Here is a 22,714-nt window from a genome sequence, read left to right on the forward strand (position 1 = left end):
TAGTAGAAAAGGGTTCCGGGATGGATATCATCCCGGAACCCTTTTTGGATTGAACTTACTTGCTGTATTGCACGGGAGCGGTCGGGGCGGATTCGCCGAAAGCATTGACCGCCGTTACTTGAATCCAGCCGCCGGCCGCATCGCTCTTGAAGGAAAACTGATTTCCGGCCGTTGAGCCCAGTAAGCTGAACTGGCCGTTAGCGGCATCAGAGAAGTAGATGTTATAGCTTGACACGAAGTCAGACGGTGGGGCGCTTCCCCAGGTGACAGTAATTTCACTATCTGCGGTCTGAACAGCTACCTGGCCGGGAACTGCAGGTGGAAGGAGGATTTCTTCCTGCCCCGAATCGCCACCAGGCTCTGTTATCTCTTCTTCATCGGGAATATCCGGAATCGCGGTGTCCGAGCTTACAATCGCGCTTGGCTCCGATTCCTTTCCGGCAACATCGACGGCTGTTACGTAATAAGAATGGGCGAATCCGCCGGTGTTCGAATCGGAGACCGCCGTCGCCTGACCGGTAAGGACCGCCTGGCCCGTATACTTGAACGAGCTGCCGTCAACGGAACGGTAGAGACGGTAACCCACGACATCGTTCTCTCCGTTCTTGCTGAACGTGACTTTGGAAGCACCGTTCCCGGAAGCAAGTCTCACATTGGCAGGCGCTGCCGGAGGCGCTCCGTCATCCATGCGAGGGTCCGACTTCGTTGGTGCATCTTCTCCCGCATCTTTCGGCAGATAGAAGCTTAGCGGTCTATGGCCGCCTTTCATGGAAGAGAAGGCCTTTTCCAACTCATTGATCAATTCCTTGATCGGTTTTTCGCGCTTCATCACCACTTTTTCAAGCACCATATCGGATGGTGTAGCTTTCTGAGGAATGTAGTTGACACCCTCATAAGTAATATACTTCATGCGAACCAGCACATCGTCCCGTTCTTTCGGGACGTATTTGACATTGAAGATATCCGTAACCATTTTGCCGGCCTGTTTGGTGAGCTCTGTCGGCAGCTTGCCGCTGAATCCCGACACCGTCGCGGAGACGATGCCGTCCGGCTTGCTGAACTCCTTCGTGACAAACAGATCCTGTTCATTTTCGGTCACTTCGTTCATTACTTCCGCCCAAACGGACCGTGCCCGGGACTTCCCGGCTTCCGACAGCGTATTGACGGGTTCTTTGTACCCGATCCAGATACCCAGCGTTACGTCGGGCGAATAGCCCATAAACCAGACGTCGGCATAGTTTTGCGTCGTGCCGGTTTTCCCGACGATCGGGATTTCTCCGTACATTTTGAAATTTTTCTTGATCGATTTCCCGGTTCCGTCCTTGATGACGGTGCGCAGCATATCGGTCATGAGATAGGCCGTCTGCTTGGAAAATACGCGCTGCGGATCGGCTTCATGTTTATAAACGATATTTCCTTTGGAATCCGTAATTTTGGCAATCATATACGAGTCGTTAAATTCTCCGCCGTTGGCAATCGCCGTATAAGCGTTGGTAAGTTCTTCTACCGTAACGCCATATTTCAATCCGCCGAGTACGCCGGTTTGAGCTCCGTAGTCTTGCTCATCCAAGGTCGTAATGCCCAGCTTCTTGGCGAAATCCCAAGCCTTGTCGATGCCCACGGTTTGATTGAACACCTTCAGGGCTGGAACGTTTCGCGACTCATTCAGCGCCGTGCGTGCGGTTACTAGCCCTTTGTAGCCTCCGCTGGAGTTGACAGGGATATGGTATCCCTTTTGGTAGTCCCGTAAAATAACCGGCGAATCGTCAATGATGCTTGCCGGTTGAATCAATCCTGCCTCCATAGCCGGTAAATAGGCGGCGATCGGCTTCATGGTCGAACCGGGCTGGCGTACCATCTGCGTGGCATAATTCATTTGCTCCGTATAGAAATCCCGGCCTTCGATCATCCCGAGAATCGCCCCGGTATGGTTGTCGATCATCATGCCGGCCACTTGTTCCAGTCCTTTGGTTTCGCTGTATGGAGAGAAGTTCTCCTTGTTTTCCGAAACCTTGTGCATGGAATTGTATACTTTTTTGTCAATCGTCGTAAACACCCGATATCCTCCGGTTAGGAGCTCCTGACGGGATTCTTCAAGAATCTGCGAGTTTTTGGAGATCTCTTCTTTGGTCATTTCCGGATTGTTAAGCATGGCAATTACGATGGCGCTCTGCCGTTCCGTTTCCAGCATAAGATATGGGAATGTTTCATAGGCTTTCTTCGTTTTCGGCGCGAGCGACCCTTTAATATCGAACGCAAGCGCTTCATTATACTGGGCATTCGTTATTTTGTTCTCTTCCAGCATGCGCTGAAGGACCAGACGCTGCCGTTTGAGCGCACGATCGAAGGCTTCCTGGTTGAACTCCCCTTTGCCGTTATAGGCGGAATAGGAAGAAGGGAGCTGGGGCAACCCGGCCAAATAGGCCGATTGGGCGATATTCAATCCTTCCAGGTTAACGATATTAAATATACCTTTGGCCGCTGCCTTGATGCCGTAGACCTGATACCCGTTAGAGCCGTTTCCGAATGGTACTTTGTTCAGATAGGCCGTAAGAATTTCGTCTTTGGTCAGGAAACGCTCCAGTCGCATCGCAAGCAAAATTTCTTTCACTTTCCGGTTGTCCGTCCGGTCGAGATTCAGAAATACCCGGCGTGCCAACTGTTGGGTTAACGTGCTTCCGCCGGTTTGGATATCTTCTTTGAGCAGTTTTTGTTTTACTGCACGCATCGTACCTTTAAAGTCGACACCCATATGTTCTTGGAAATTATTGTCTTCGATGGCTATGACGGCATCAATAACGGAAGAAGGAATTTCCTCATAACTGATGGGCCGCCGGTCTTCTTCCGAACGCAATTGTCCGATGGGTTGGCCGTCGCGGAAGTATGCGAATCCGGTAATTTCGTTATAATTGATTTTCTGCTCGATATCGGCACGTGTTCTCACGGGTTCGTCTACGACGATCGAGGAGACATACCCGAATACTGCCCCTCCGGCAAACAAAGCTCCGGCAAACCCAAGCAAAACGAGCCAGCCAAGCGTTGTCCATACCCAACGTCCCCGTTTACGCTTGGGTGCAGGTTTCTTGTTTCGCGATGTGCTCCGTGATTCGCTTCGCGATTTGCGTTGCTCCTTCCCGGAGTTGTTATCGTTCTCATGAACCATGGATGATCCTCCTTTTTAACAGCAACATTATAGCACAAAAATGGTGGTTTGGTGTCTTTTTCAGCTTATTCGGACAGTATCCGACCGTGATTTTGACGGCTTAGCGTTTGACTTCGCGAAAGCTTCTGTGATATAAAATAGCTAATTGCATATCGTCAAAGGCTTGGAAAGACTTAGTAGAAGGCGGAATCCCGCCGCTCAGAGAATCGGTGGTCGCTGCGAACCGAATGGGCGGATCCCTTTTGAATTACCGTCTGGAGCCGTCCGGGGGAACGCAGAACTGCTAGTAGCCCGGTACCGGGAAGACCCGTTATTCGAAATGAGGTGAAGACCGTCTGTTTAACATTGGCCGCCTAAGGCGGACAAGGCTGAATAACGGTTTTAATTAGGGTGGTAACGCGAGCAGCTCCTTCTCGTCCCTTGGGATGAGAAGGAGCTTTTTGTCGTTCTCGGATAGGTTAAATTTGTTTAGGAGGAATGCTGAAATGAAATGGGATGAATTAACGGTTACTCAGCAGGAGGAAGTCGAGCGCCAGTTGAAGGTGATTTCCCGCGGTGTGGTGGAGATTGTGCCGGAGGATGAATTAAAGCAAAAAATCATGAAATCGGTCGTAACCGGAACTCCGTTAAATGTGAAGCTTGGACTTGATCCTTCAGCTCCGGATATTCATGTGGGCCATACGGTAGTTTTGCAAAAGCTGCGCCAGTTCCAGCAGTTTGGACATCAAGTACAGCTCATTATCGGCGACTTCACCGGGAAGATCGGCGATCCGACGGGGAAATCGGAAACCCGCAAGCAGTTGTCCGAAGAGGATGTGCAACGGAATGCCGAAACGTACCGTCAGCAAATTTTTAAAATACTGGATCCGGAGAAAACGAAGGTATTCTTTAACTCCGAATGGCTTGCTCCGATGACGTTCGAAGAAGTGGTCAAGCTGGCTGCAAAGGTTACGGTAGCCCGGATGCTTGAAAGAGACGACTTCACCAAGCGTTACCAGAACGGTCAGCCGATCAGCATTCACGAGTTTTTCTACCCGTTGATGCAGGGAATGGACTCGGTCGCGCTGCATACCGATATCGAGCTTGGGGGTACGGACCAAAAGTTCAATCTGCTGATGGGCAGAACGCTGCAAAAAGAATACGGCCTGGAGCCGCAGGTTGCGATTATGACGCCGCTGATCGAAGGTCTTGACGGTGCCCAGAAGATGAGCAAAAGCCTTGGGAACTACATCGGCATCGATGAGGAGCCGAACGAAATTTACGGCAAATCGATGTCGGTGCCGGACGAGCTTATGCTGAAATACTACGAGCTAGCGACCGACCTGACGAACGAGGAATTGATTGTACTCAGCGAAGGCGTGAAGACAGGCGCGGTTCATCCTCGAGATGCAAAAATGCGGCTTGCCTACACGTTTGTCCGTATGTACCATAGCTTGGACGCGGCCGAAGCGGCGCAAGATCATTTTATTACCGTCTTCCAGCAGCGGGCTCTTCCGGAAGACATCGAGGAGATAGCGATACCGTCAAGCGAGCTGGAGGAGGGGAAAATCCGTCTGATCAAGCTGCTCTCGCTGCTAGGCTTTGCGGCTTCCAATAGCGAAGCCCGGCGCAGCATCCAGCAAGGGGCCGTGAAGCTTAATGAAGAGAAGGTGACCGATCCGAATGCCGACATTGCCATTGCGGATGGAGATGTTATCCAGGTAGGCAAACGCAAATTTGCCAAGCTGCTGGTGAAATAACAGGATAGGGGCCGTTTAGGCCCCTTTTACATATTACATTTCAAATCTGCGTCCAAAAAGGTTACCGAATAAAAAATAACTGGAAAGCTCCAGTTATTTTTTTATTTGATAGCATTCTATCTATATTAACTGAAGGAAATCCAGTTAGTTGTCACGGTGAGCAACTTGCAGTGCCGGTGCCGTACTTGGAATGAATTTTATTACAGAAACAGAAAGAAAGTTCGAATAAAATACAAATGCATAACCTAGCTAGGTCCCGGAAAGGAGGGTTTGCCGTTTTTAAAATCGGTGAATTTTCAAAGCTTACCCAGGTTTCGATAAGAATGCTGCGCTATTATGACGAGACAGGGCTGCTAAAGCCAGCGCGGATCGACAACGATTCGGGATACCGTTATTATTCGGTTGAGCAAATCTCTCTTTTGCATAAAATTATTTTTTTGCGGGATACCGGGTTCACCGTATCCGAGATCGCTCTGGCGATTAGCAACTGGGAGTCTTGCTTCGTAACCAGGCAACTCAGAGACAAACGCCAAGAGATTGTCTATGGAATCAGAAAAGAACAGGAAAAACTGAAGAAAATAGAAATGGCCCTCCGCGACATTCATGCGGACAACATGGCTGTGCACTGCAATGTTACGCTAAAAAGCGTGCCAAGCTACAAGGTTCTGTCTTTGAGAAGAATCATACCGGACTATTTCAGCGAGGGGTCGCTATGGATGGAACTCACCCGTTACATTGAAGCTGAGGGTTTGGCCATTCCTCAAAGCAGCAAAACTTTTGCGGTTTATCATGACAAGGATTTTAAAGAACGTGATGTAGATGTTGAGGTATGCGTAGTGGTGGATGAAGTTCTTCGTAAAAGTAGTGACGGATTTACTTTCCATGAAACGGAACAAATCGATACGATGGCTTGCGCTCTGGTAGATGGCCCTTATGAAAATATCGGATCCGCCTTTCTGGCGTTAGCACGCTGGCTCCACTTGCATGAGCAATATAGTATGGTCGGTTTGAACAGGCAAATTTGTCACAAAGGCCCGTGGAATGAAGAAAATCCGGAATGTTATCTAACTGAAATTCAAATTCCGGTGGTAAAACAAAAATGAATTCAATAAAACAGTCTGCTGAAACGTTAGCAGGCTGTTTTTACGTTTCTTGACTCTCACATAGTGGCAGGCTTTAAAGTGAAATTGAAGTTGGAATTGGTTTGTTAAAAAGGAGGATACGAAGTGGAAAAATTATCAGTCAACCCCATCGGCACCATAAAGTCAGGTCATGATGGGACATTTATTCTGGTGGATGAAAAATATGTTCCTGCTTTAAACGGATTGAAAGGTTTCAGTCATGTGGTTGTTGTATGGTGGTTTCATGAATTTGACAATGATGAGGCCAGAAATGTGATGGAGATGCAGTCGCCTTATAAGTCTTCCCCTCCAAGTCTGGGGACGTTTGCTACCCGCTCGCCGTTCAGACCCAATCCGGTAGCCTTGAGCGTCGTTCAGGCGATCCATATCGATGAAGACCAGGGCATTATTCGGATTCCGTTTATCGATGCCAACGAGGGTACCCCGGTTATTGACTTAAAGCCTTATACGCCTAGTCTTGATCGGGTTGAATCACCCGATGTCCCAGGATGGTGCGGTCACTGGCCGGAGAGTCTGGAAAAGTCGGCGCATTTCGACTGGGCAGGAGAATTTAATTTTTGAACAAAAAAACCGGCCAATCCTGAAAAGGGTTGGCCGGTTTTGAAATTCTTAACGGTTGTAGAATTCGACGATTTGTTTTTCGTCGATGTCTTGGGACAGCTCGGAACGTTCAGGCAGACGGATGTACTTGCCTTCAACAGCGCTGTCGTTGAATTCGAGGTAAGCAGGAAGATGCGAGCGGTTTTCCAAAGCTTCTTTAACAGAAGAGAGGCCGCGGCTTCTTTCACGAAGACCAATAACGTCGCCAAGGCTTACACGGTAAGAAGCGATATCCACTTTCTTGCCGTTTACGGTGATGTGACCGTGAGCAACCAATTGGCGGGCACCGGCGCGTGAATTTGCAAAACCAAGACGGTATACCAGGTTGTCAAGGCGGCTTTCAAGCAGCGCCATGAAGTTTTCACCAGCGATACCTGGCATTTTTTGAGCTTTAACAAACAAAGTGCGGAATTGTTTTTCGCCCAAACCGTACATGTGGCGCAGTTTTTGTTTTTCCAAAAGCTGCATGCCGTAGTTGGATATTTTTCTCCGTTGGTTAGCACCATGTTGTCCAGGAGGGAAAGGGCGTTTCAAATCTTTGCCAGTGCCGCTCAGGGAAATGCCGAGACGACGGCTGAGTTTAAATTTAGGACCAGTGTAACGTGCCATTGTATAGGTAGACTCCTTTTATCATGAAATTTTCGTGTAGGGTTCTACTTGCGCGGGTTTTGTTTGGACGGGCGGAGGATAGTAAATCCGCTCTCTAACAGGAAAGTTCAGCCGCTGTCCTGTCAGCAACAAAAACCGAGAGGGTGCTCGCATGCGTTACGCCCTAATCAAGATCCTATCCAGATCTTTATCAACAATAAATATTATATGAATCGGGACAGTAAAGTCAAGTGGATGATTTTGTTTTATTAAGTTGAAATATGTCGATAGGGCTTTTGTCCTAAAATATTAGGGTAAAATGAAGGAATTTTAATGCAAAACAATCAGGAAGATAGTAAAATGAACATAATATCTAGCTAGAAAGAAATCAAAGCTTACTTACTATGATAAACGTGTAACTATGGGCAGAGTCAAACGGCTTCGTTTACATTATCTCGCTGCGGGCAGGACGCGGTGAAAAAAGGAGCTTTTTTCATGACAAAACAATCAAGAGATAACTGCACGCAGTCGTTTAAGCCGGATTCTAGCATTACTCTGCCGCAAATGAATGAAGGGGAAGAGCAAGGCGACCAGATGAACTGGTTGAAGCTGCTTGATATCACATTCTATGACTATCCATATATATCTTCTCTACTTCAGTATGCCTACACCGATTCGGTTAATGAGATGCAAGAGCCTCCAGCTTCTTGCCGGATGGCTTGGTTTGCAGCTGACCATACGGGAGAGCTGGTAGACACATGCCGACGCAACCTTAATGATGACCAAAGAATTCAGCTTGAGGTCGCCCAGGCTTGTTTGCTGCGCCGGGACACTACAATGTCGGGTTTCGATGATGGCTATTGTATTGCAGTTCCGGTTTTTACGAGGCACGCAAACGAAGTGTTTGCTGTGCTGGGGTGTCAGATTACCGGTCTGGATGAGAACGGAGTTTCCTTAGTCCAAGCCTGGGTGAGTATGGCTGCCCGTTATTTCCGGACATGCTTCTATAGAAGGTTCGAGGCTTTGTTCGTAACGGATTTATTGCATGTGCAAAAGCAGGCCAAAAGGGAAGAATACCGGCGGTCCATCCTGTTTCAGGTCGTTCAGAAGCTGCACGATCAAATCGATGTCGATGCGGTGTTGACCGAGGTGTTCGAGCGGATTGCCGGCATGTATCCTAATGCGAAGGTAGAACTCCTCATGTCTCAGGATCATCTCAGCCGGGATCCCCGGGTCAAATCGCTCCAACTGCAGGGAGAGAAGGATCATATGTGCGTCCGTGCGTTTATGGAAGGACGGGTGCTGCGGGCCGAGATTTGGGGCAAGGATGAAGAGCCTTGCCTGGAAATTGCGGTACCGCTGGTGGGCAAGCAAGGAGTCTATGGCGTATTTCATTTAATTATGCCCTGCGACGAAATCGAAGAGGTCGATCTGCAACTGATCGGTATGCTCGCGGATACGGCGGGATCGGCCTTTGAGAACGCGAAATTGTACGAGCAATCCAATCTATTGGTGAGCGAGCTGAGGTTGATTAACGAACTGACCAAACGGCTCAACCAGAGCCTGAGGCTGAAGGAAGTTTTCAAGTTCGCAACCGAAGAACTGTTATCCATCTTCAAAGCGGAGTATTGTTGTATTTCCCAAATAGAAAAGGACAGCGATTTCTTTGAGGTGATGGCTTGCAACGTCCCGTCGCTCTCCAAGGAGTATTTTCCTAAAGATTACGGCTTCAGCGGCATGGTGTTTTCATCCAGGGAACCGATTATTTTGTCCGATTACAAGGCTTACGATAAAATTCAGTCCAGGCTAATGGATGAAACGGGCGCCCGCTCGCTCATCGTGGCTCCTCTGGTCGTCCGGGGAGAAGTTATCGGGGCAATTATGCTGGCACATCGGGCGGAACGCTTTTTTTCTTATGAAAATTACAGATTGCTGCAGGTCTTGTCTTCGCATATCGGCCTTGCGATCGCCAACGCTTCGCTGCATGCGGAAGTGCAACGGATGGCCAATCATGACATGTTGACCGACCTGTATGCGCGCCGTTATCTGGACGACCGGATCCAGGAGCTTCAGAAGCGGGATGTAGGGGGCTCCCTGATCATCGTCGACATCGATTTGTTCAAGCAGGTGAATGATACGTTTGGTCACCAGGCCGGAGACAAAATTTTGCGGCAGGTTTGCTCCATCATCAAAAGCACGGTCCGCAAAACCGATATTGCGGCTCGATGGGGGGGCGAGGAACTGGCGATCTATCTGCCGGCTGCCGATGTGCAAAGCGGATACCAGATCGCGGAGACGATTCGCCATCGGGTCGCTATGGAAACGCAGCCGCAGGTAACCGTTTCATGCGGGATCGCCGAGTGGAACCGCGATAACGAGAGAATCAGCGTGGAATCCCTGTTCTACCTGGCGGACATGGCCCTGTACAGAGCCAAGAAAAACGGCCGAAACCAGACTCAAATCGGACTGGCTCCTGAAAAATAATGGCTCGTTAAAAAGTTTTGAAGTTGCAAGGAACGTCCTACCGGGGCGTTCTTTTTGTTTTTCGTCAGCGAATAGATTCCTTCTGTCGGGATAGGCTACAGCTAACATACCTTTTCCGGTTTAGGCTGCGGCTTTCCGGAGATAGAGGGGCGCTGAATCATTATGTACAAGGCATATTTCAAAGCGGGCTGGATCGGATGCATTATCCTGTTATTGTCGGCTTGCGGCCTCAGCGATACTAAAACGGCTGAGGATTGGTTCCATTATACCTGGTCGGGGATGGCCGGCTGCGATTCATTGACTTTTCGCGGCAGCGCGGCTGTTTTTCGCGGAAAAAATTCAAAAATGGAGGATTCCGTAAATTTTACGGGACAGTTGAAAGACCACCATCAATTATCTATTCGTACGGTGCTGCCAAATTCCGGCGCCATCGATAAGAATGTCGGAGTTCGGGCGACAGGAATCAACCCGGCGGCATTTAAAGCGGATCTACAGTGGAAAGGAGGGGGCTGGAGCCTGAAATCGAATGAAAACGATGTCCTCCTTCGGGGGATTGCCCGGCTCAATCCGTTGGATCAGTTGGAAGAAATACGCGCCATGAAGAAGTCGATAACTACGGAAAAAGGAGCCGGGAGAGGCACAAGGGTGCTGCGGATCGAACTCGACCCGGAGGAGGCCAAACATCGTCTGGGCGTAAAACTTGAAGGGGAAATGGAAGTCATTAGAGCGGATTGGAAAGAACAGCTTGCTCAAGTCGCTCTCGACCGGCGCCCGAAGGTGGAAAGCGAACTGCGGAAGGAATGGTCGGAAGGAAAGGATCAAATGGTATCCATGCTGAATCAGGCGGATGCCAAGGTGGTTTATCATTTGACGATTAAGCGCAAATCCGGCCTGCCGGTGAGACTATCTTCGGAGACGGAATTGAACTATATGAACGCGCTGGGTGACCAGGAACGTGAAGTGCTGATTACGGACAGCCGTTTTGAACAATTTCATTGAAACCGGGTTGGGCTGACTTCACGGAAGCGGCGTGCTACAATAGAAGATGAGAATTAACCAATGTTCAACTTATTTGCGGGTTCATTTTGAGACCGCTCCGGGCTTTCGAGAGCCCATTATTTTGAGGAGGCGTAAAGGTATGCGAGATCCAAGAATACAAAAACTGGCAGAGAACCTGGTAGGTTATTCGGTGAATGTCCAACCCGGGGAAAATGTCCTGGTAGAGATGATCGGAGAAGAACGTGACCTGATTAAAGCCGTAGTCGAAGAAATCGGCAAAAAAGGCGGGAATGCCTTTGTTGAGCTGACTGACAAAACCGTACAAAGCGCCCAATTGAAATATGCCACGGAAGAAGGTATTAAGGCGTGGGCGGAATATGACCTGGTCCGGATGAAAATGATGGACTGTTACATTGGAATTCGCGCAGGCTCCAACGTCAACGATATGTCCGATGTTCCTGAAAAAGGCATGAAGCTCTACAATACATTATACAACCATCCGGTACATAGCGAGCAGCGCGTCAAACACACCAAATGGGTCGTTCTCCGCTATCCGAATGCAAGCATGGCACAACTGGCCAATGTCAGTACCGAAGCTTTCGAAAACTTCTATTTTGATGTTTGCAATCTGGATTACGCAAAAATGGACCGGGCTCAGGATGCATTGCAAGCTTTGATGAACCGTACCGACAAAGTACGCATTACCGGACCGGGAACAGAGCTTTCTTTTTCGATTAAAGATATCGGTTCGGAAAAATGCTCCGGGCAAAAGAATATCCCTGATGGCGAAGTGTACAGCGCGCCTGTACGGGACTCCGTGAACGGCACGATCAGCTACAATGCGGCGACTTTGTACAATGGGGTCACTTTTGAGTATATTAAATTCCGTTTTGAGAACGGCAAAATCGTGGAAGCGACGAGCAATGATAACAAACGCTTGAACGAGATTCTGGATTCGGATGAAGGAGCCAGATATATCGGGGAATTCGCGATCGGTTTTAACCCGTACATTCTCCATCCGATGAAGGATATTCTGTTCGACGAGAAAATCGCCGGCAGCCTTCATTTCACGCCGGGTCAAGCTTATGACGAGACGGACAACGGAAACCGTTCCTCGGTTCACTGGGATTTGGTCTTGATCCAGCGGCCGGAATACGGCGGCGGAGAAATTTATTTCGATGATGTTCTTATCCGTAAGGACGGGATTTTCGTGCTTCCAGAACTTGAAGGATTAAATCCGGAGAACCTGAAATAAATAGAAAATCCCTTGCCTGGAAAGCGGATTCAAGGTATCATAAAGATATGTTATTTCAAAGTTAGACACGGAGGGATCGCTATGGCCACTAATAACGAAGCAGTAGTGGAAATTGCTCAAACAGCAGGAAAGTTTACTTCATCTATTGTGCTGCAAGCAGACAATAAGTACATCGATGTTAAAAGTATCCTCGGTCTTTTCACTACCTTGGTGAACACGAAGAGCTATGAGCTGCATGTTCACGGACCGGACGCAGATGAAGCCAAAGCGGCTGTATCGGAAGTATTTGCAAAATACGGCTTGGATGTAAAAATAGTGGCCGAATAAGCTAGATCAGGAAATACTCCTGCCCTATTAGGGCAGGGGTATTTTTTGTATGGATATTTCTTTCGTGAATTGCGGTATGATAAGAGAATAGATTTGAGGCATCGTTTATTTAGCGGGGTTCTTGTATTGGCTTCCGATTTCGTCTAAAATTATGAATAGAATAGCTTGTGGAGATTTTGGAGGACCTAGGGGGGGGATGAACATGACTTCATCTGATTTGCAAGAGCAACTGAATCTCAGAGCGCTCAATCTTCTGAAAGAGGATGCAGATAAAATAGAAAAGCTGATCGAAGTGCAGATGGAGAACCTGGCTACGCGTTACTGCCCTCTCTATGAGGAAGTACTGGATACCCAGATGTACGGTTTCTCCAGGCAGGTCGATTATGCAGTGCGCGTCGGATTGGTTCAGGAGCCGGTAGGCAAACAGATCTTGAGCAGACTGGAACGTAATCTGGCTACGCTTTACGAAGCCATGAACAATAAAGAGTAATGCTCGTTAAAGCAAAAGCGCATGACCCTTTTAACAAGGGCATGCGCTTTTTTTTTGGAAGTTATTATACCAAATAGAAAGAGAAGCCGAGAATACAATATACGGCGATTAGGAGTAAGCCTTCGTACCAGTTGGTCTGACCGTCCTGGGTAATCGATTTGGCAATGAAGACAGCAACGCCGATGGCCGCAAGTTCGATGACCGTAAAGACGATATCCATCGGATTGCCGAGCAGGTGACTGACGAAAATCAGGACCGGCGCAACGAACAAGGCGATTTGCAGACTGCTTCCCACCGCGATTTCGACCGCGGCACCGATTTTATTCTTCATGGCGAGCAAGATGGCTGCGCTGTGTTCTGCGGCATTCCCGACAATCGCGACGACAAAGGCGCCGACGAAAATTTCGCTCAATCCGAACTTGGTGGAAAAGGTATCGAGGCTATGTACGAGCCATTCACTGACAAACGCCACCATGACTGTAGCGAGAACCAGATACAAAATAGAACGTTTTTTGGACCAGGTCGGTTCATGCTCATGCGGCAGTTCTTGATCGTCGCTTTCGGTAACATCGGCCAGATAGTTTTTATGGGTTACCATAGAGAAGATCAACCAAAGGATATAGGCGACAATCAGTACACCCGCTACGACGAGGCTGAGGATATTCCGGTCATCTTCGTGAAGCACATGGGTATTCAGGAAGATGGCGGGTACGAACAGGGCGATGATTGCAACGATCATCAGGGAGCCGTTCATTCCGGCAAGGGAAACATTATACTTCTGCACCTTGTACTTCAATCCGCCTGCGAACAGGCTGAGTCCGAGCACAAGCAGCAGGTTGCCGATAATGGAGCCGGTGATGCTTGCTTTGACCATATCGAATTTGGCTTCCCTTAAGAGCATGATGGCGATGATTAGTTCAGCCGCGTTACCGAACGTGGCATTCAAAAAACCTCCTAAACGCTGCCCGGCGTAATGAGCCACGCTTTCGGTGGCTTTGCCAAGGAAACCGGCGACAAAGATGACAGCGACCGCGGAGATGATGAATTCCAAAGTTGCGGACCAATGGGCGTAATGACCGATGGCACTTAGTACGAAAAAAAGGACGAGTAGTCCAGGGGATAAATATTTTTTCATTTCAACACCTCCAAATTCAATATAACCAATAACGTAGTGATTATAAACGATGATTGAAAAATGGTCTATATTTGCTTAAAAGGAAATTAGCAATTACAATGAAGAATAATGAGGTTGAAGGAGGAATGACCATGACCGAACAGTTGCAACTCGATATGGGGCTTATTCGGATTTCAGATGACGTTGTTTCCAAAATCGCCGGAATGGCCGCCTTGGAAACCCCTGGTATAGCCGCAATGTCCGGAGGACTGTCCGAAGGATGGGCCAAACGGTTAAGCGGTAAAAATGTACAAAAGGGCGTCACCGTAGAAGTCGGTCAATTGGAAGCGGCGATTGATCTCAGGATCATCGTCCTGTACGAGACTCCGATTCATGAAGTGTGCCGGATGCTGCAGCAGAATGTACGGGAAGCTGTGGAGAACATGTCCGGGCTGAAGGTCGTTGAAGTGAACGTCAAGGTAGAGGGCGTCGCATTCAAGGACGACGAAATTTGATCCAAGCGATCATCGGCCAGTTTATAACCCCTGAGCAAATCAAAAAGACTTCAGGCCTTGTCCTGAAGTCTTTTTTGCGATGTAGGGAAGTGTCCAGATCCATTATGTGTTAGCTAACTAACCTTGGTGCCGTCTGCGGTTGCTCCAGTCGTAGGAGGCCGAATCTTTTACAACGACCGATTTCGTTCTTTCCTGCTTGGTCGGGAGCGAGGATTCCCTTGAAATACTGAGGACAATTCCCATCGCTACCATCATGACCAGCAGGGAGGAGCCGCCGTAGCTGATAAAAGGCAACGTAACCCCGGTTACGGGAATCGTTCTGGTCACGCCGCCGATATTGATGAAAGCCTGAATCGCGATCAGACCCATGATGCCCACGCCCATCAAAGTGCCGAAAGTACTGTGCGAACGAAGGGATACCAGCAGTCCTCGCCATATAAAGTAAATATAAAAAATCAGGAAAATAATAGTTCCTATAAATCCGAATTCTTCGCCGATGACGGAGAAAATAAAATCGTTATAAGCATTGGGCAAATAGTGAAGCTTCTGAATGCCTTGTCCGAACCCCGTTCCGGTGAGTCCTCCATGACCGATGGCGGTCATGGATTGAATCAGGTTATAGCCAGTGTGCAGAGGGTCTTCCCAAGGGTTGATAAACGCTTGAATCCGTCCTAGCTTGTAGTTGCTTTCCGCCGCCGCCGATTCGCTCGGGCTGATTTTGTCCCACAGCGCTCCGACTCCCATGACGATACTGGCGCCAAGGACGAGCAACGCGATCGAACCCATAATATGCTTCAGGTTTGCGCCCCCCGCAAAAATAATCAATCCCGCCGTTGCAACGAGAATGAGGCAGGAACCGAGGTCCGGCTGGAGCATGATCAAACCGGCGACGAAGCCGACAATGACCATAACCGGGATATAACCGGTCCTCAGATCGCGAAACCGTTCGCCTTTTTTTGATATCAGGGCCGACAAGTACATGATGGTCGTAATCTTGGCCAGCTCCGTCGGCTGAATCCCGAGCGTACCGATTTTGAACCAGCTGCTGGCGCCGTTAATGCTTCCCGAGAACGGAACGATCAACAGCAGGATGATCGCCAGAATAAACACGGGAGCGAACAGCTTTTTGTACTTCTCATAAGGAATGTTCATCGAAATGAACATTCCGATAAAGCCAACCGCCCCGAAAGCAATCTGGCGTTTGGTAAAATACATAGGGTCATATCCGAAAGATTTGTTGATTTGAGCTATACTTGAGCTGGAGCTGAACACCATGACAATCCCGAAACCCACCATCAGCAGGGTGAGAATTAGAAGCTGGAAATCGGGAGTTCCGCGCCGGGGCTCTTCCTTGTTGTCTCTCATGGAAGTGACGGCCTAGGCCTCCAGAAGTTCCTTCAACTCGGCGAGCTTGTGGCTTGCGGTCTTCATGACCAGAGCCGGAATTTCGGATTCGTATTCCAGACCGTGAGGGAAAGTGGCCCGCCCCATGTAGACCGCTTCGATCGCCAGAACGGTGTCCGGAGATTCCAATTTGCCTTCAACGGCACGAGTATTAATACGAAGAAAGTATTCGTCGTTATTGAATTCAATTTTATAATCGTATGTAGCCCGATAATATTCCCACTGCCAACGAACGAAGCCTACCTTTTCTGCAGATTCGTCTAAATAGGCCAAATCGCTCTTTAATCCGTCCAAACCTGTATTTTCAACAATCATCTTTTCAGAAGGCCTCCTTTAAAAGTTCGTAAAAAAGTCATGAAAGTTCTCTCCCCATGATATTATGTTTCCATCACTTGTGCAAGCATGGGAAACCCTATGAAATGGTGAAGTTTATGCTGGTTCATCGCTTTTATGACCGCTACAAGGCTGTCCGTTTTCTGCTACAATGAAGGTAGGGATTTACTGAAAAGGAAGTGGCTAAAATGGTAAAGGAAGCGCTTCAGGCTTTGTTGCCGGGCATGGTGGCAGATCGGCGCCATTTGCACCGCCATCCGGAATTGTCTTTTATGGAGAAAGAAACTTCAGCTTTTGTTGCGGAACGGCTCGCAAAACTTGGTATAGAAGTAACCTCCGGTATCGGAGGCTTTGGATTGATCGGTGTTCTGCGTGGAAATATGCCGGGAAAAACGGTAGCCTTGCGGGCGGATATGGACGCGTTACCTATCCAGGATGAGAAACAGTGTCAGTACTCATCACAGTCCCCAGGCGTGATGCATGCTTGCGGGCATGACGGTCATACGGCGGTCCTTCTAGCCATAGCGGAATACTACAGTGGGCGCAGGGCTGAACTGCAAGGAGAAATCCGGTTGATTTTTCAGCCGGCGGAGGAGGTTTGTCCCGGCGGGGCGGTGTCCATGATCGAGGCGGGGGCCTTGGACGGGGTGGATGTCATCTATGGCGTTCATCTTTGGACGCCGATTCCGGTGGGAAAGGCAGGGAGCGCGCCGGATGCGCTGATGGCATCGACCGATGAATTTTTCATCGAAATCCAGGGTCGGGGCGGACATGGCGGCATGCCGCACAAAAGTATCGACAGCGTAGTGGCGGGATCGGCGCTTGTGCTGCAGTTGCAAAGCGTCGTCAGCCGGTCGGTCGACCCGCTGAATCCCGCCGTGGTTACGATCGGGTCGATTCAGGGGGGCACGGCGCAAAACATTATTGCCGATCGTTGCCGCTTGGCGGGAACGGTGCGCTGCTTTGACGAGGAAACAAGAGATTTGATCCGCACCAGGGTTCGTGAGTTGGCTGAAGGTACGGCTGCAGCTTACGGGGCAAGCGCTTCGGTAGATTATATGATGGGTTATCCAAGCCTGGTCAACGAGCCGAGGGAATTCGAACGGTTTTACGGAACGGCTGCTTTCGATGCGGGCCTCATTCCGGAAGTCTCGCCGAAAATTATGCCGGCCGAGGATTTTGCCTATTATTTAAGAAAGGTACCGGGCTGCTTTATGCTCGTTGGGGCCGGGAATCCTGAGAAGGGCATCCTTTATCCGCACCATCATCCCAAATTTGATATTGACGAACAATCCATGCTGCATGCGGCGGCGCTCCTGATTGCGATGAGGGAGTCCTACTGCAGCGATGACAAGTGAGTCACTCACTCGTATAAAAAAGTTTCTCCCTTGGAACTCTATGTCCGAAGGAGGGATGAAGTTGAAAAAAATTAACGAGATTATGACTCGGGAAGTCGTTACGGTAACTCCGGAAGACAATGTCTACGAAGTTGCGGTTAAAATGAAACAGCACGGCACCGGTTTCATCCCGGTGGTGGAAAAGGGCGGCGACAAACTGATCGGCGTCATCACCGACCGCGATCTGGTCGTTCGGGGCATTGCCGAGAAGCATCCGGGATCATCTGCAGTGGAGACCGTGATGACCAAAGGCATTAAAACGGCATCGCCGGAGATGTCGGTGGATGATGCAGCCGAATTGATGGCACAGCAGCAAATCCGCCGGCTTCCGGTCACCGAAGGGGACAGGCTGATCGGAATCGTTTCGATCGGCGACCTGGCGGTGCGGAATATTTTTGCGGACAACGCTGGCGAGGCACTGTCGGAAATTTCGGAACATGTGCATTAAAAGAGCGTAATCCGATGGATAGGCGCGGGAAAAGAAGTTCGTGGCCGCTGGCTGACGGGCTTCTTTTTATAAGTAAAGGAATTTGGAGGGCGACAACGATGAACACGGACGGAGCTTGCATCGTACAACGGGATCTTACGGTCCTGCTGGAGAAAAACCATCCCGGTTTTGAAGACGCCAGGGAGCGGTTGGCGCTATTTGCCGAACTTGTAAAAAGCCCTGCTTATTATCATACATATCGAATTTCGCCTTTATCTTTATGGAATGCGGCTGCGGCCGGCATATCGGCGGAACAGGTTGCGTCGGAAATGAAGCGGTTATCCCGTTGGGATATTCCCGGCGGAGTGCTGGAAGACATCAGTAAGTGGATGTCCAGATACGGAAGTCTAGAGTTGCGGGGGCTCGAAAATGATCCCGAACAGTTGTGTTTGAACTGCATCAGCGGCGAAACCGGGCTGCTTGAGTCGTTGATTCAAGAGAAAGGGCTGGAAGGATTTAATATGAAACTGATTGATCCCTGCCGAGTGCTGTTCCCTTCCATATGGCGTGGAGCATTGAAGCAGGCGTTGGCCCGTCTCGGGTATCCGGTTATGGATGAGGCGGGGTATCATCACGGACAATGTCTTTCTTTTCAATTGCGGCAGTTTACCGCGGGCGGTAAACGCTTTGAGCTTCGGTCCTATCAGATGGACGGGGTGGAAGCATTCGCCGGAGAACATGACAGCCGCGGCGGAAGCGGCGTTCTCGTTCTGCCCTGCGGTGCGGGGAAAACGGTGATCGGCTTGGCGGCAATGGCTCAGCTTCAATGTGAAACTTTGATTCTCACTTCCAACGTAACCTCGGTCCGGCAATGGATCTCCGAAATCAGGGACAAGACTACGCTGTCTTCGGAGGCGGTGGGAGAATATACGGGAGATAGGAAGCTTGTCCGCCCGGTAACGGTGTCGACCTACCAGATCCTGACCCATCGGGGAAAAAAGGACGAGGAATTCAAGCACATGAACCTGTTTAACGAGCGGGATTGGGGGCTCATTATCTATGACGAAGTTCATCTTCTGCCAGCGCCTGTGTTCCGTGCTACTGCGGATATTCAAGCTACCCGCCGGCTGGGGCTTACCGCGACGCTGGTACGAGAAGACGGCTGTGAGCGGGATGTATTTTCCTTGATTGGACCAAAGCGTTATGAGGTGCCTTGGAGAGCGTTGGAAGAACGGGGATTTATCGCCCAGGTGGAATGCCAGGAGGTCCGGGTAAGCATGCCCAGTGGATTGAAGCAGCGGTATATTCAGGCTGAAAGCCGGGAGAAATACCGGATCGCGGCGGAGAATCCGCGGAAAAGCGAAATTGTAGAGCGGCTGGTTGAGCGCCATGCCGGTCGACAGATATTGATTATCGGTCAGTACCTGGAACAACTGCGCAAAATAGCACAGTCATTAGACGTTCCGCTCATTACCGGGAGCATGCCGCAGGGAGAGCGGGAAAAATGGTTCGCACTATTCCGTAAGGGCGATATTTCGGTTCTGGTCGTATCCAAGGTTGCCAATTTCGCAGTCGATCTGCCTGATGCTTCCGTGGCGATCCAAATTTCCGGAAGCTTCGGCTCACGCCAGGAAGAAGCCCAGCGGCTGGGGCGAATCCTGAGGCCCAAGCAGGACGGGAGCGGCGCATTTTTCTATACGCTCGTATCGGAAGAGACGCGCGAGCAGGACTTCGCCATGCGCAGGCAGCTATTTTTGATCGAGCAGGGGTATGAATACGCAGTAAGCTTCGAGCGGGAGGAAGGGGCATGATCCAGCACATTTTTCGGCGGTTTGCCGGTCTTCCGTTCAAGCTGGAAAGGGTGGATGAGGCCGCGTCCGGCCGGGTGGCCGGCGCGGACTTACGTGCGGCTCTTCCCGGAATGTTGAGGAGGGGAGAACTGTCTGCGGTCAAGAAGGCTTGGGGCGAAAAGTTATTTTACATCCCTGCGGATCATCTGCCGAAGCTTTGGGCGCACCTGCCCTCATTTCCCCCCAAGCCTCATACCGCCGGTTCGATACAACTGGACAAGGAGGCCGGACCGGGCCTGGGGATGAATTTGTTCCGGGCTTTAACCTGGATCGCCCGAAATGGACTGCCCACGACTTCCAAAGGTACGATTCATCAAAAATCGGTCAGTAAGCTGGCCCGTTACTTGTATTTGCAGGAGGAAGACGTCGCCGGTCTGGACTTGCGTTACCCTCATCAGGACGTGTATCCTCCTCAGCTCGCCATCGTGCTGGATTTGCTTCTGGCGCTCGGGCTTCTCCAAAAGGAGCGGACCTTATGGGGACTGGACTCCGGAGAACTGACCGCCTGGCTGGAACTTGGGCCACAGATGCAAGAAGCCATTCTGTTTCGCGAATTGCTTCAACGCTATCTCCCGGATCATGTCGGCATCCAGCATGCGGCGTACAGACTGGCGCGAAACGATCTGCAGGAGGGAACATGGTATTCGCTGAAGGAGCTGTACGACTCTTTGCAACGTCTGGAAATGCTGCCCGAACGTTTGCCGGAAGAGGTGACCGTCTGGGTGGGGAGTTGGCTAAGTGCTTTAAGCGGGTTTGGCTGGCTGGATCTCAGTAAGAATGGCGGCGGAGAAGATCTGATCCGCTGGAAGAGCAGGCCTCGGTTAGAGTTGTTGCAAGGGTTGGAGGGAGCTGCGGATCCGGTGAATTCGGACGGTATTAACCCGGCTGATAACAGGGGAGCAGCCGCGCTTTCCGGTGTATTTTACGTTCAGCCGGACTATGAAATACTGGTTCCGCCCGATGTGTCTTACCGGGTCCGCTGGGAGTTGGAGGCCTGCTGCGATAATCAGACGATGGACACGATGTCCGTTTATCGGATCAGCCGTGCCAGTGTGGCCCGGGCTTCCGAACTCGGCCGCTCACCTGGCGCCGTGCTTGATTTTCTTGAATCGTCTTCGGCGGGCGTACCCGAAAATGTGAAGCTGGCCCTGGAGCAGTGGGCCGGCGAGATGGGCCGGACCTCGCTTGAGGAGAAGCTTCTACTGCGCTGCGGTGATGAGAAAGCGGCCGATACGGTAGCTTCCTTACCCGCTCTGGCCGGAATGGTTGAACGAATCGGCCCGCGCGATTTTATCGTCGATGCAGGGCAGTCCGCCAAAGTCCGCAAAGCTCTGGAGGGAGTGTCCTTGGCTCCTTCCAAACAGCGGAATACGGGTTCAGCAGAGTTGGAATATCCGAAGCTCGGAGAACCAGGTTCGCCGGTGGAACTGGCCATCTTGAGCGGCGGGAGAGCAGAAGAACGGGTCTGGATTTATAAAGGTTCGCAGCTTCACTTTTATGACCGTTCCGATGACGCTCCAGAGCCGGAGGATTTATTTCCTGGCTGGAATGAAATTCCTAACATGTGGCTGAATGAAATGAGAGACTATCATGGTTCCACCGCCCGGAAAATCATGTCCCAGGCTATCGTATGGAAAGCTAAAGTATTGCTGCGGATGGAGGGCGGATCGATTGCGGAATTCATGCCGGTTTCTTTAACGGAAGAAGAGAGGTGGAGAGTAAAGGGACGTCTCTTTTTAAACGAAAACGGACTGGATGGGGAAGACGAAAAGGAAACCATACTAACCCTCGGCGAATGGGAAGCCATGCGCCTGATCCAGCCGGAATTTTCATGACACCGTTATTCTCTCCGAATGCAGATTACTTCTTCTGCTGGTAAAGAGATTGTGGTATGATTAATTCGTCTACTTTCGGGTGGAATACTTTGAATAGAATCGAGTTGAAGATTCATGAGCGTAACGGAGACCAACACGGTCGATATGGCCGAGCTGCTGACAAACGCCTATGAATTAGGCGATATGATAAATCAATCCGCCGCCGTTTCCGATTATTTATACTGGAAGCGCCGTGTGGAAGAGGATGCCGATATTCAGGTCCTCGTAAAGAAACTGGCCGCAAAGAAGGAACTCTTCGATGAGACGCAGCGTTTCGGCCATTTTCACCCCAATTATCACGAGGCCAAGGATAAGGTGACCGAAGTTGAGGTCGAGCTTGAACAGTTTGAAGCGGTCCGCCGCTTCAAGGCCGCGGAGAAAGAACTGGACGATATCCTGCATCAGATGTCCGAGACAATCGCTTTGGCCGTTTCGGAAAGCATTAAGGTGCCGAGCAACGATCCGAATCCGAAAGGCGGGGGTTGCGGCAGCGGAGGCAGTTGCGGCTGCGGTTAACGGATCGGATATGAATTATTAGCAAAGGAGGGACAAATCATGTTTCCGGAGCGTACAGGCTATATCATTTGGGTAAGCGATTTAAAAGCTGCAAGGAATTTGGACAAATACGGGAGCGTGCATTATTTATCCCGCCGAATGCATTATGTTGTGATGTATGTGAATGCGGAGCGGGCGGAAGAGACGATGAAAAATGTCCGCAAACTGCCCTATGTTCGTAAAATCGAACGTTCCTACCGTAATGAAATCAAGACGGAATACAGCAAGGACATTCCGGACAAAACCCGGTACTACGGACTTTAGCGGATGTGCATTACCCAGAATTATTCAGCGGCCTTCGGGCCGCTTTTTTAATTGCAGGGACTGTTTATGTGATGAGTTATTAGGGCTTCGTTAAGCGTTTGGAATAAACTGCATAACTAAATGCCACTTTGTGGGGAAAATCCATTGTCGAAACATAGGTAATGATGTAATATAATAGGTAATTATACTTAGTT

20 protein-coding genes and 1 other annotated feature are annotated in these 22,714 nt (G+C 50.0%); of the genes, 15 read left to right on the plus strand and 5 right to left on the minus strand.

The genetic code is table 11. The annotated features are described in order from the left end of the window. Positions 1-55: 55 nt before the first annotated feature. A complete protein-coding gene (locus tag DFP94_RS03065; RefSeq protein ID WP_114494953.1) occupies positions 56-3,163 on the minus strand; it encodes a transglycosylase domain-containing protein in 3,108 nt (1,035 codons plus the stop codon). Positions 3,164-3,318: 155 nt separating this feature from the next. Next, positions 3,319-3,587, plus strand: a binding site (T-box leader). Between the two features lie 61 nt (positions 3,588-3,648). Here DFP94_RS03065 and tyrS point away from each other — a divergent pair. From tyrS to DFP94_RS03080, 3 genes are all read left to right on the plus strand, one after another. Further along, positions 3,649-4,902 carry a tyrosine--tRNA ligase gene (tyrS, locus tag DFP94_RS03070; RefSeq protein ID WP_114494954.1) on the plus strand — a complete coding sequence of 418 codons (1,254 nt, stop codon included), beginning with the start codon at positions 3,649-3,651 and terminating at the stop codon, positions 4,900-4,902. Between the two features lie 236 nt (positions 4,903-5,138). After that, positions 5,139-6,005, plus strand: a complete 867-nt coding sequence (locus tag DFP94_RS03075; RefSeq protein WP_114494955.1) for a MerR family transcriptional regulator — start codon at positions 5,139-5,141, stop codon at positions 6,003-6,005. Between the two features lie 123 nt (positions 6,006-6,128). Beyond that, on the plus strand, positions 6,129-6,605 hold the full coding sequence (locus DFP94_RS03080) for an SAM-dependent methyltransferase (RefSeq protein WP_114494956.1): 477 nt from the start codon (positions 6,129-6,131) through the stop codon (positions 6,603-6,605). A gap of 48 nt (positions 6,606-6,653) precedes the next feature. On the opposite strand, the gene rpsD is transcribed toward DFP94_RS03080, so the two are convergent. Continuing rightward, positions 6,654-7,253: a 30S ribosomal protein S4 gene (gene rpsD, locus DFP94_RS03085; RefSeq protein ID WP_114494957.1), complete on the minus strand. Its 600-nt coding sequence runs from the start codon at positions 7,251-7,253 to the stop codon at positions 6,654-6,656. 474 nt (positions 7,254-7,727) lie between these two features. Here rpsD and DFP94_RS03090 point away from each other — a divergent pair, with 474 nt between their 5' ends. The 5 genes from DFP94_RS03090 to DFP94_RS03110 all read left to right on the plus strand — a co-directional run bounded on the left by DFP94_RS03090 (position 7,728) and on the right by DFP94_RS03110 (position 12,787). Further along, positions 7,728-9,716 (plus strand): sensor domain-containing diguanylate cyclase, encoded by a 1,989-nt coding sequence (locus DFP94_RS03090; RefSeq protein ID WP_114494958.1) that lies wholly within the window; start codon positions 7,728-7,730, stop codon positions 9,714-9,716. 162 nt (positions 9,717-9,878) lie between these two features. After that, positions 9,879-10,715, plus strand: a complete 837-nt coding sequence (locus tag DFP94_RS03095) for a hypothetical protein (RefSeq protein ID WP_114494959.1) — start codon at positions 9,879-9,881, stop codon at positions 10,713-10,715. 139 nt (positions 10,716-10,854) lie between these two features. Continuing rightward, positions 10,855-11,970 (plus strand): aminopeptidase, encoded by a 1,116-nt coding sequence (locus DFP94_RS03100; protein ID WP_114494960.1) that lies wholly within the window; start codon positions 10,855-10,857, stop codon positions 11,968-11,970. Positions 11,971-12,051: 81 nt separating this feature from the next. Then, positions 12,052-12,297: an HPr family phosphocarrier protein gene (locus DFP94_RS03105; protein WP_114494961.1), complete on the plus strand. Its 246-nt coding sequence runs from the start codon at positions 12,052-12,054 to the stop codon at positions 12,295-12,297. Between the two features lie 202 nt (positions 12,298-12,499). After that, the gene (locus DFP94_RS03110) at positions 12,500-12,787 is read left to right on the plus strand and encodes an Fpa/YlaN family protein (RefSeq protein ID WP_114494962.1); all 288 of its coding nucleotides are present in this window, start codon (positions 12,500-12,502) and stop codon (positions 12,785-12,787) included. 64 nt (positions 12,788-12,851) lie between these two features. Here the strand turns inward: DFP94_RS03110 and cax are convergent, their stop codons facing one another. After that, positions 12,852-13,922 carry a calcium/proton exchanger gene (gene cax, locus DFP94_RS03115; RefSeq protein ID WP_114494963.1) on the minus strand — a complete coding sequence of 357 codons (1,071 nt, stop codon included), beginning with the start codon at positions 13,920-13,922 and terminating at the stop codon, positions 12,852-12,854. A 131-nt stretch (positions 13,923-14,053) separates the two neighbouring features. On the opposite strand from cax, the gene DFP94_RS03120 reads away from it, so the two are divergent. Further along, positions 14,054-14,416: an Asp23/Gls24 family envelope stress response protein gene (locus tag DFP94_RS03120; protein WP_114494964.1), complete on the plus strand. Its 363-nt coding sequence runs from the start codon at positions 14,054-14,056 to the stop codon at positions 14,414-14,416. Between the two features lie 117 nt (positions 14,417-14,533). On the opposite strand, the gene ftsW is transcribed toward DFP94_RS03120, so the two are convergent. Continuing rightward, positions 14,534-15,781: a putative lipid II flippase FtsW gene (gene ftsW / locus DFP94_RS03125; RefSeq protein ID WP_114494965.1), complete on the minus strand. Its 1,248-nt coding sequence runs from the start codon at positions 15,779-15,781 to the stop codon at positions 14,534-14,536. 12 nt (positions 15,782-15,793) lie between these two features. After that, the gene (locus tag DFP94_RS03130) at positions 15,794-16,135 is read right to left on the minus strand and encodes a YugN family protein (protein WP_114494966.1); all 342 of its coding nucleotides are present in this window, start codon (positions 16,133-16,135) and stop codon (positions 15,794-15,796) included. Between the two features lie 206 nt (positions 16,136-16,341). Here DFP94_RS03130 and DFP94_RS03135 point away from each other — a divergent pair, with 206 nt between their 5' ends. The 6 genes from DFP94_RS03135 (at position 16,342) to DFP94_RS03160 (ending at position 22,520) form a co-directional block, all read left to right on the plus strand. Continuing rightward, complete coding sequence (locus tag DFP94_RS03135) at positions 16,342-17,511, plus strand: M20 family metallopeptidase (RefSeq protein ID WP_114494967.1); 1,170 nt, start codon at positions 16,342-16,344, stop codon at positions 17,509-17,511. Between the two features lie 61 nt (positions 17,512-17,572). Next, entirely contained in the window at positions 17,573-17,998 is a 426-nt protein-coding gene (locus DFP94_RS03140) for a CBS domain-containing protein (RefSeq protein ID WP_114494968.1), read from the plus strand. A 98-nt stretch (positions 17,999-18,096) separates the two neighbouring features. Next, the gene (locus DFP94_RS03145) at positions 18,097-19,788 is read left to right on the plus strand and encodes a DNA repair helicase XPB (RefSeq protein WP_114494969.1); all 1,692 of its coding nucleotides are present in this window, start codon (positions 18,097-18,099) and stop codon (positions 19,786-19,788) included. After that, positions 19,785-21,662, plus strand: coding sequence for a helicase-associated domain-containing protein (locus DFP94_RS03150; RefSeq protein WP_114494970.1), 1,878 nt, complete (start codon positions 19,785-19,787; stop codon positions 21,660-21,662). The genes DFP94_RS03145 and DFP94_RS03150 overlap by 4 nt, the downstream gene beginning before the upstream one ends. Positions 21,663-21,776: 114 nt before the next feature. Then, on the plus strand, positions 21,777-22,217 hold the full coding sequence (locus tag DFP94_RS03155; RefSeq protein WP_114494971.1) for a YlbF/YmcA family competence regulator: 441 nt from the start codon (positions 21,777-21,779) through the stop codon (positions 22,215-22,217). Positions 22,218-22,256: 39 nt separating this feature from the next. Further along, positions 22,257-22,520 (plus strand): YlbG family protein, encoded by a 264-nt coding sequence (locus DFP94_RS03160; protein WP_114494972.1) that lies wholly within the window; start codon positions 22,257-22,259, stop codon positions 22,518-22,520. Positions 22,521-22,714 lie beyond the last annotated feature (194 nt).

Source organism: Fontibacillus phaseoli, assembly GCF_003337355.1.
Classification (GTDB): Bacteria; Bacillota; Bacilli; order Paenibacillales; family Paenibacillaceae; genus Fontibacillus; species Fontibacillus phaseoli.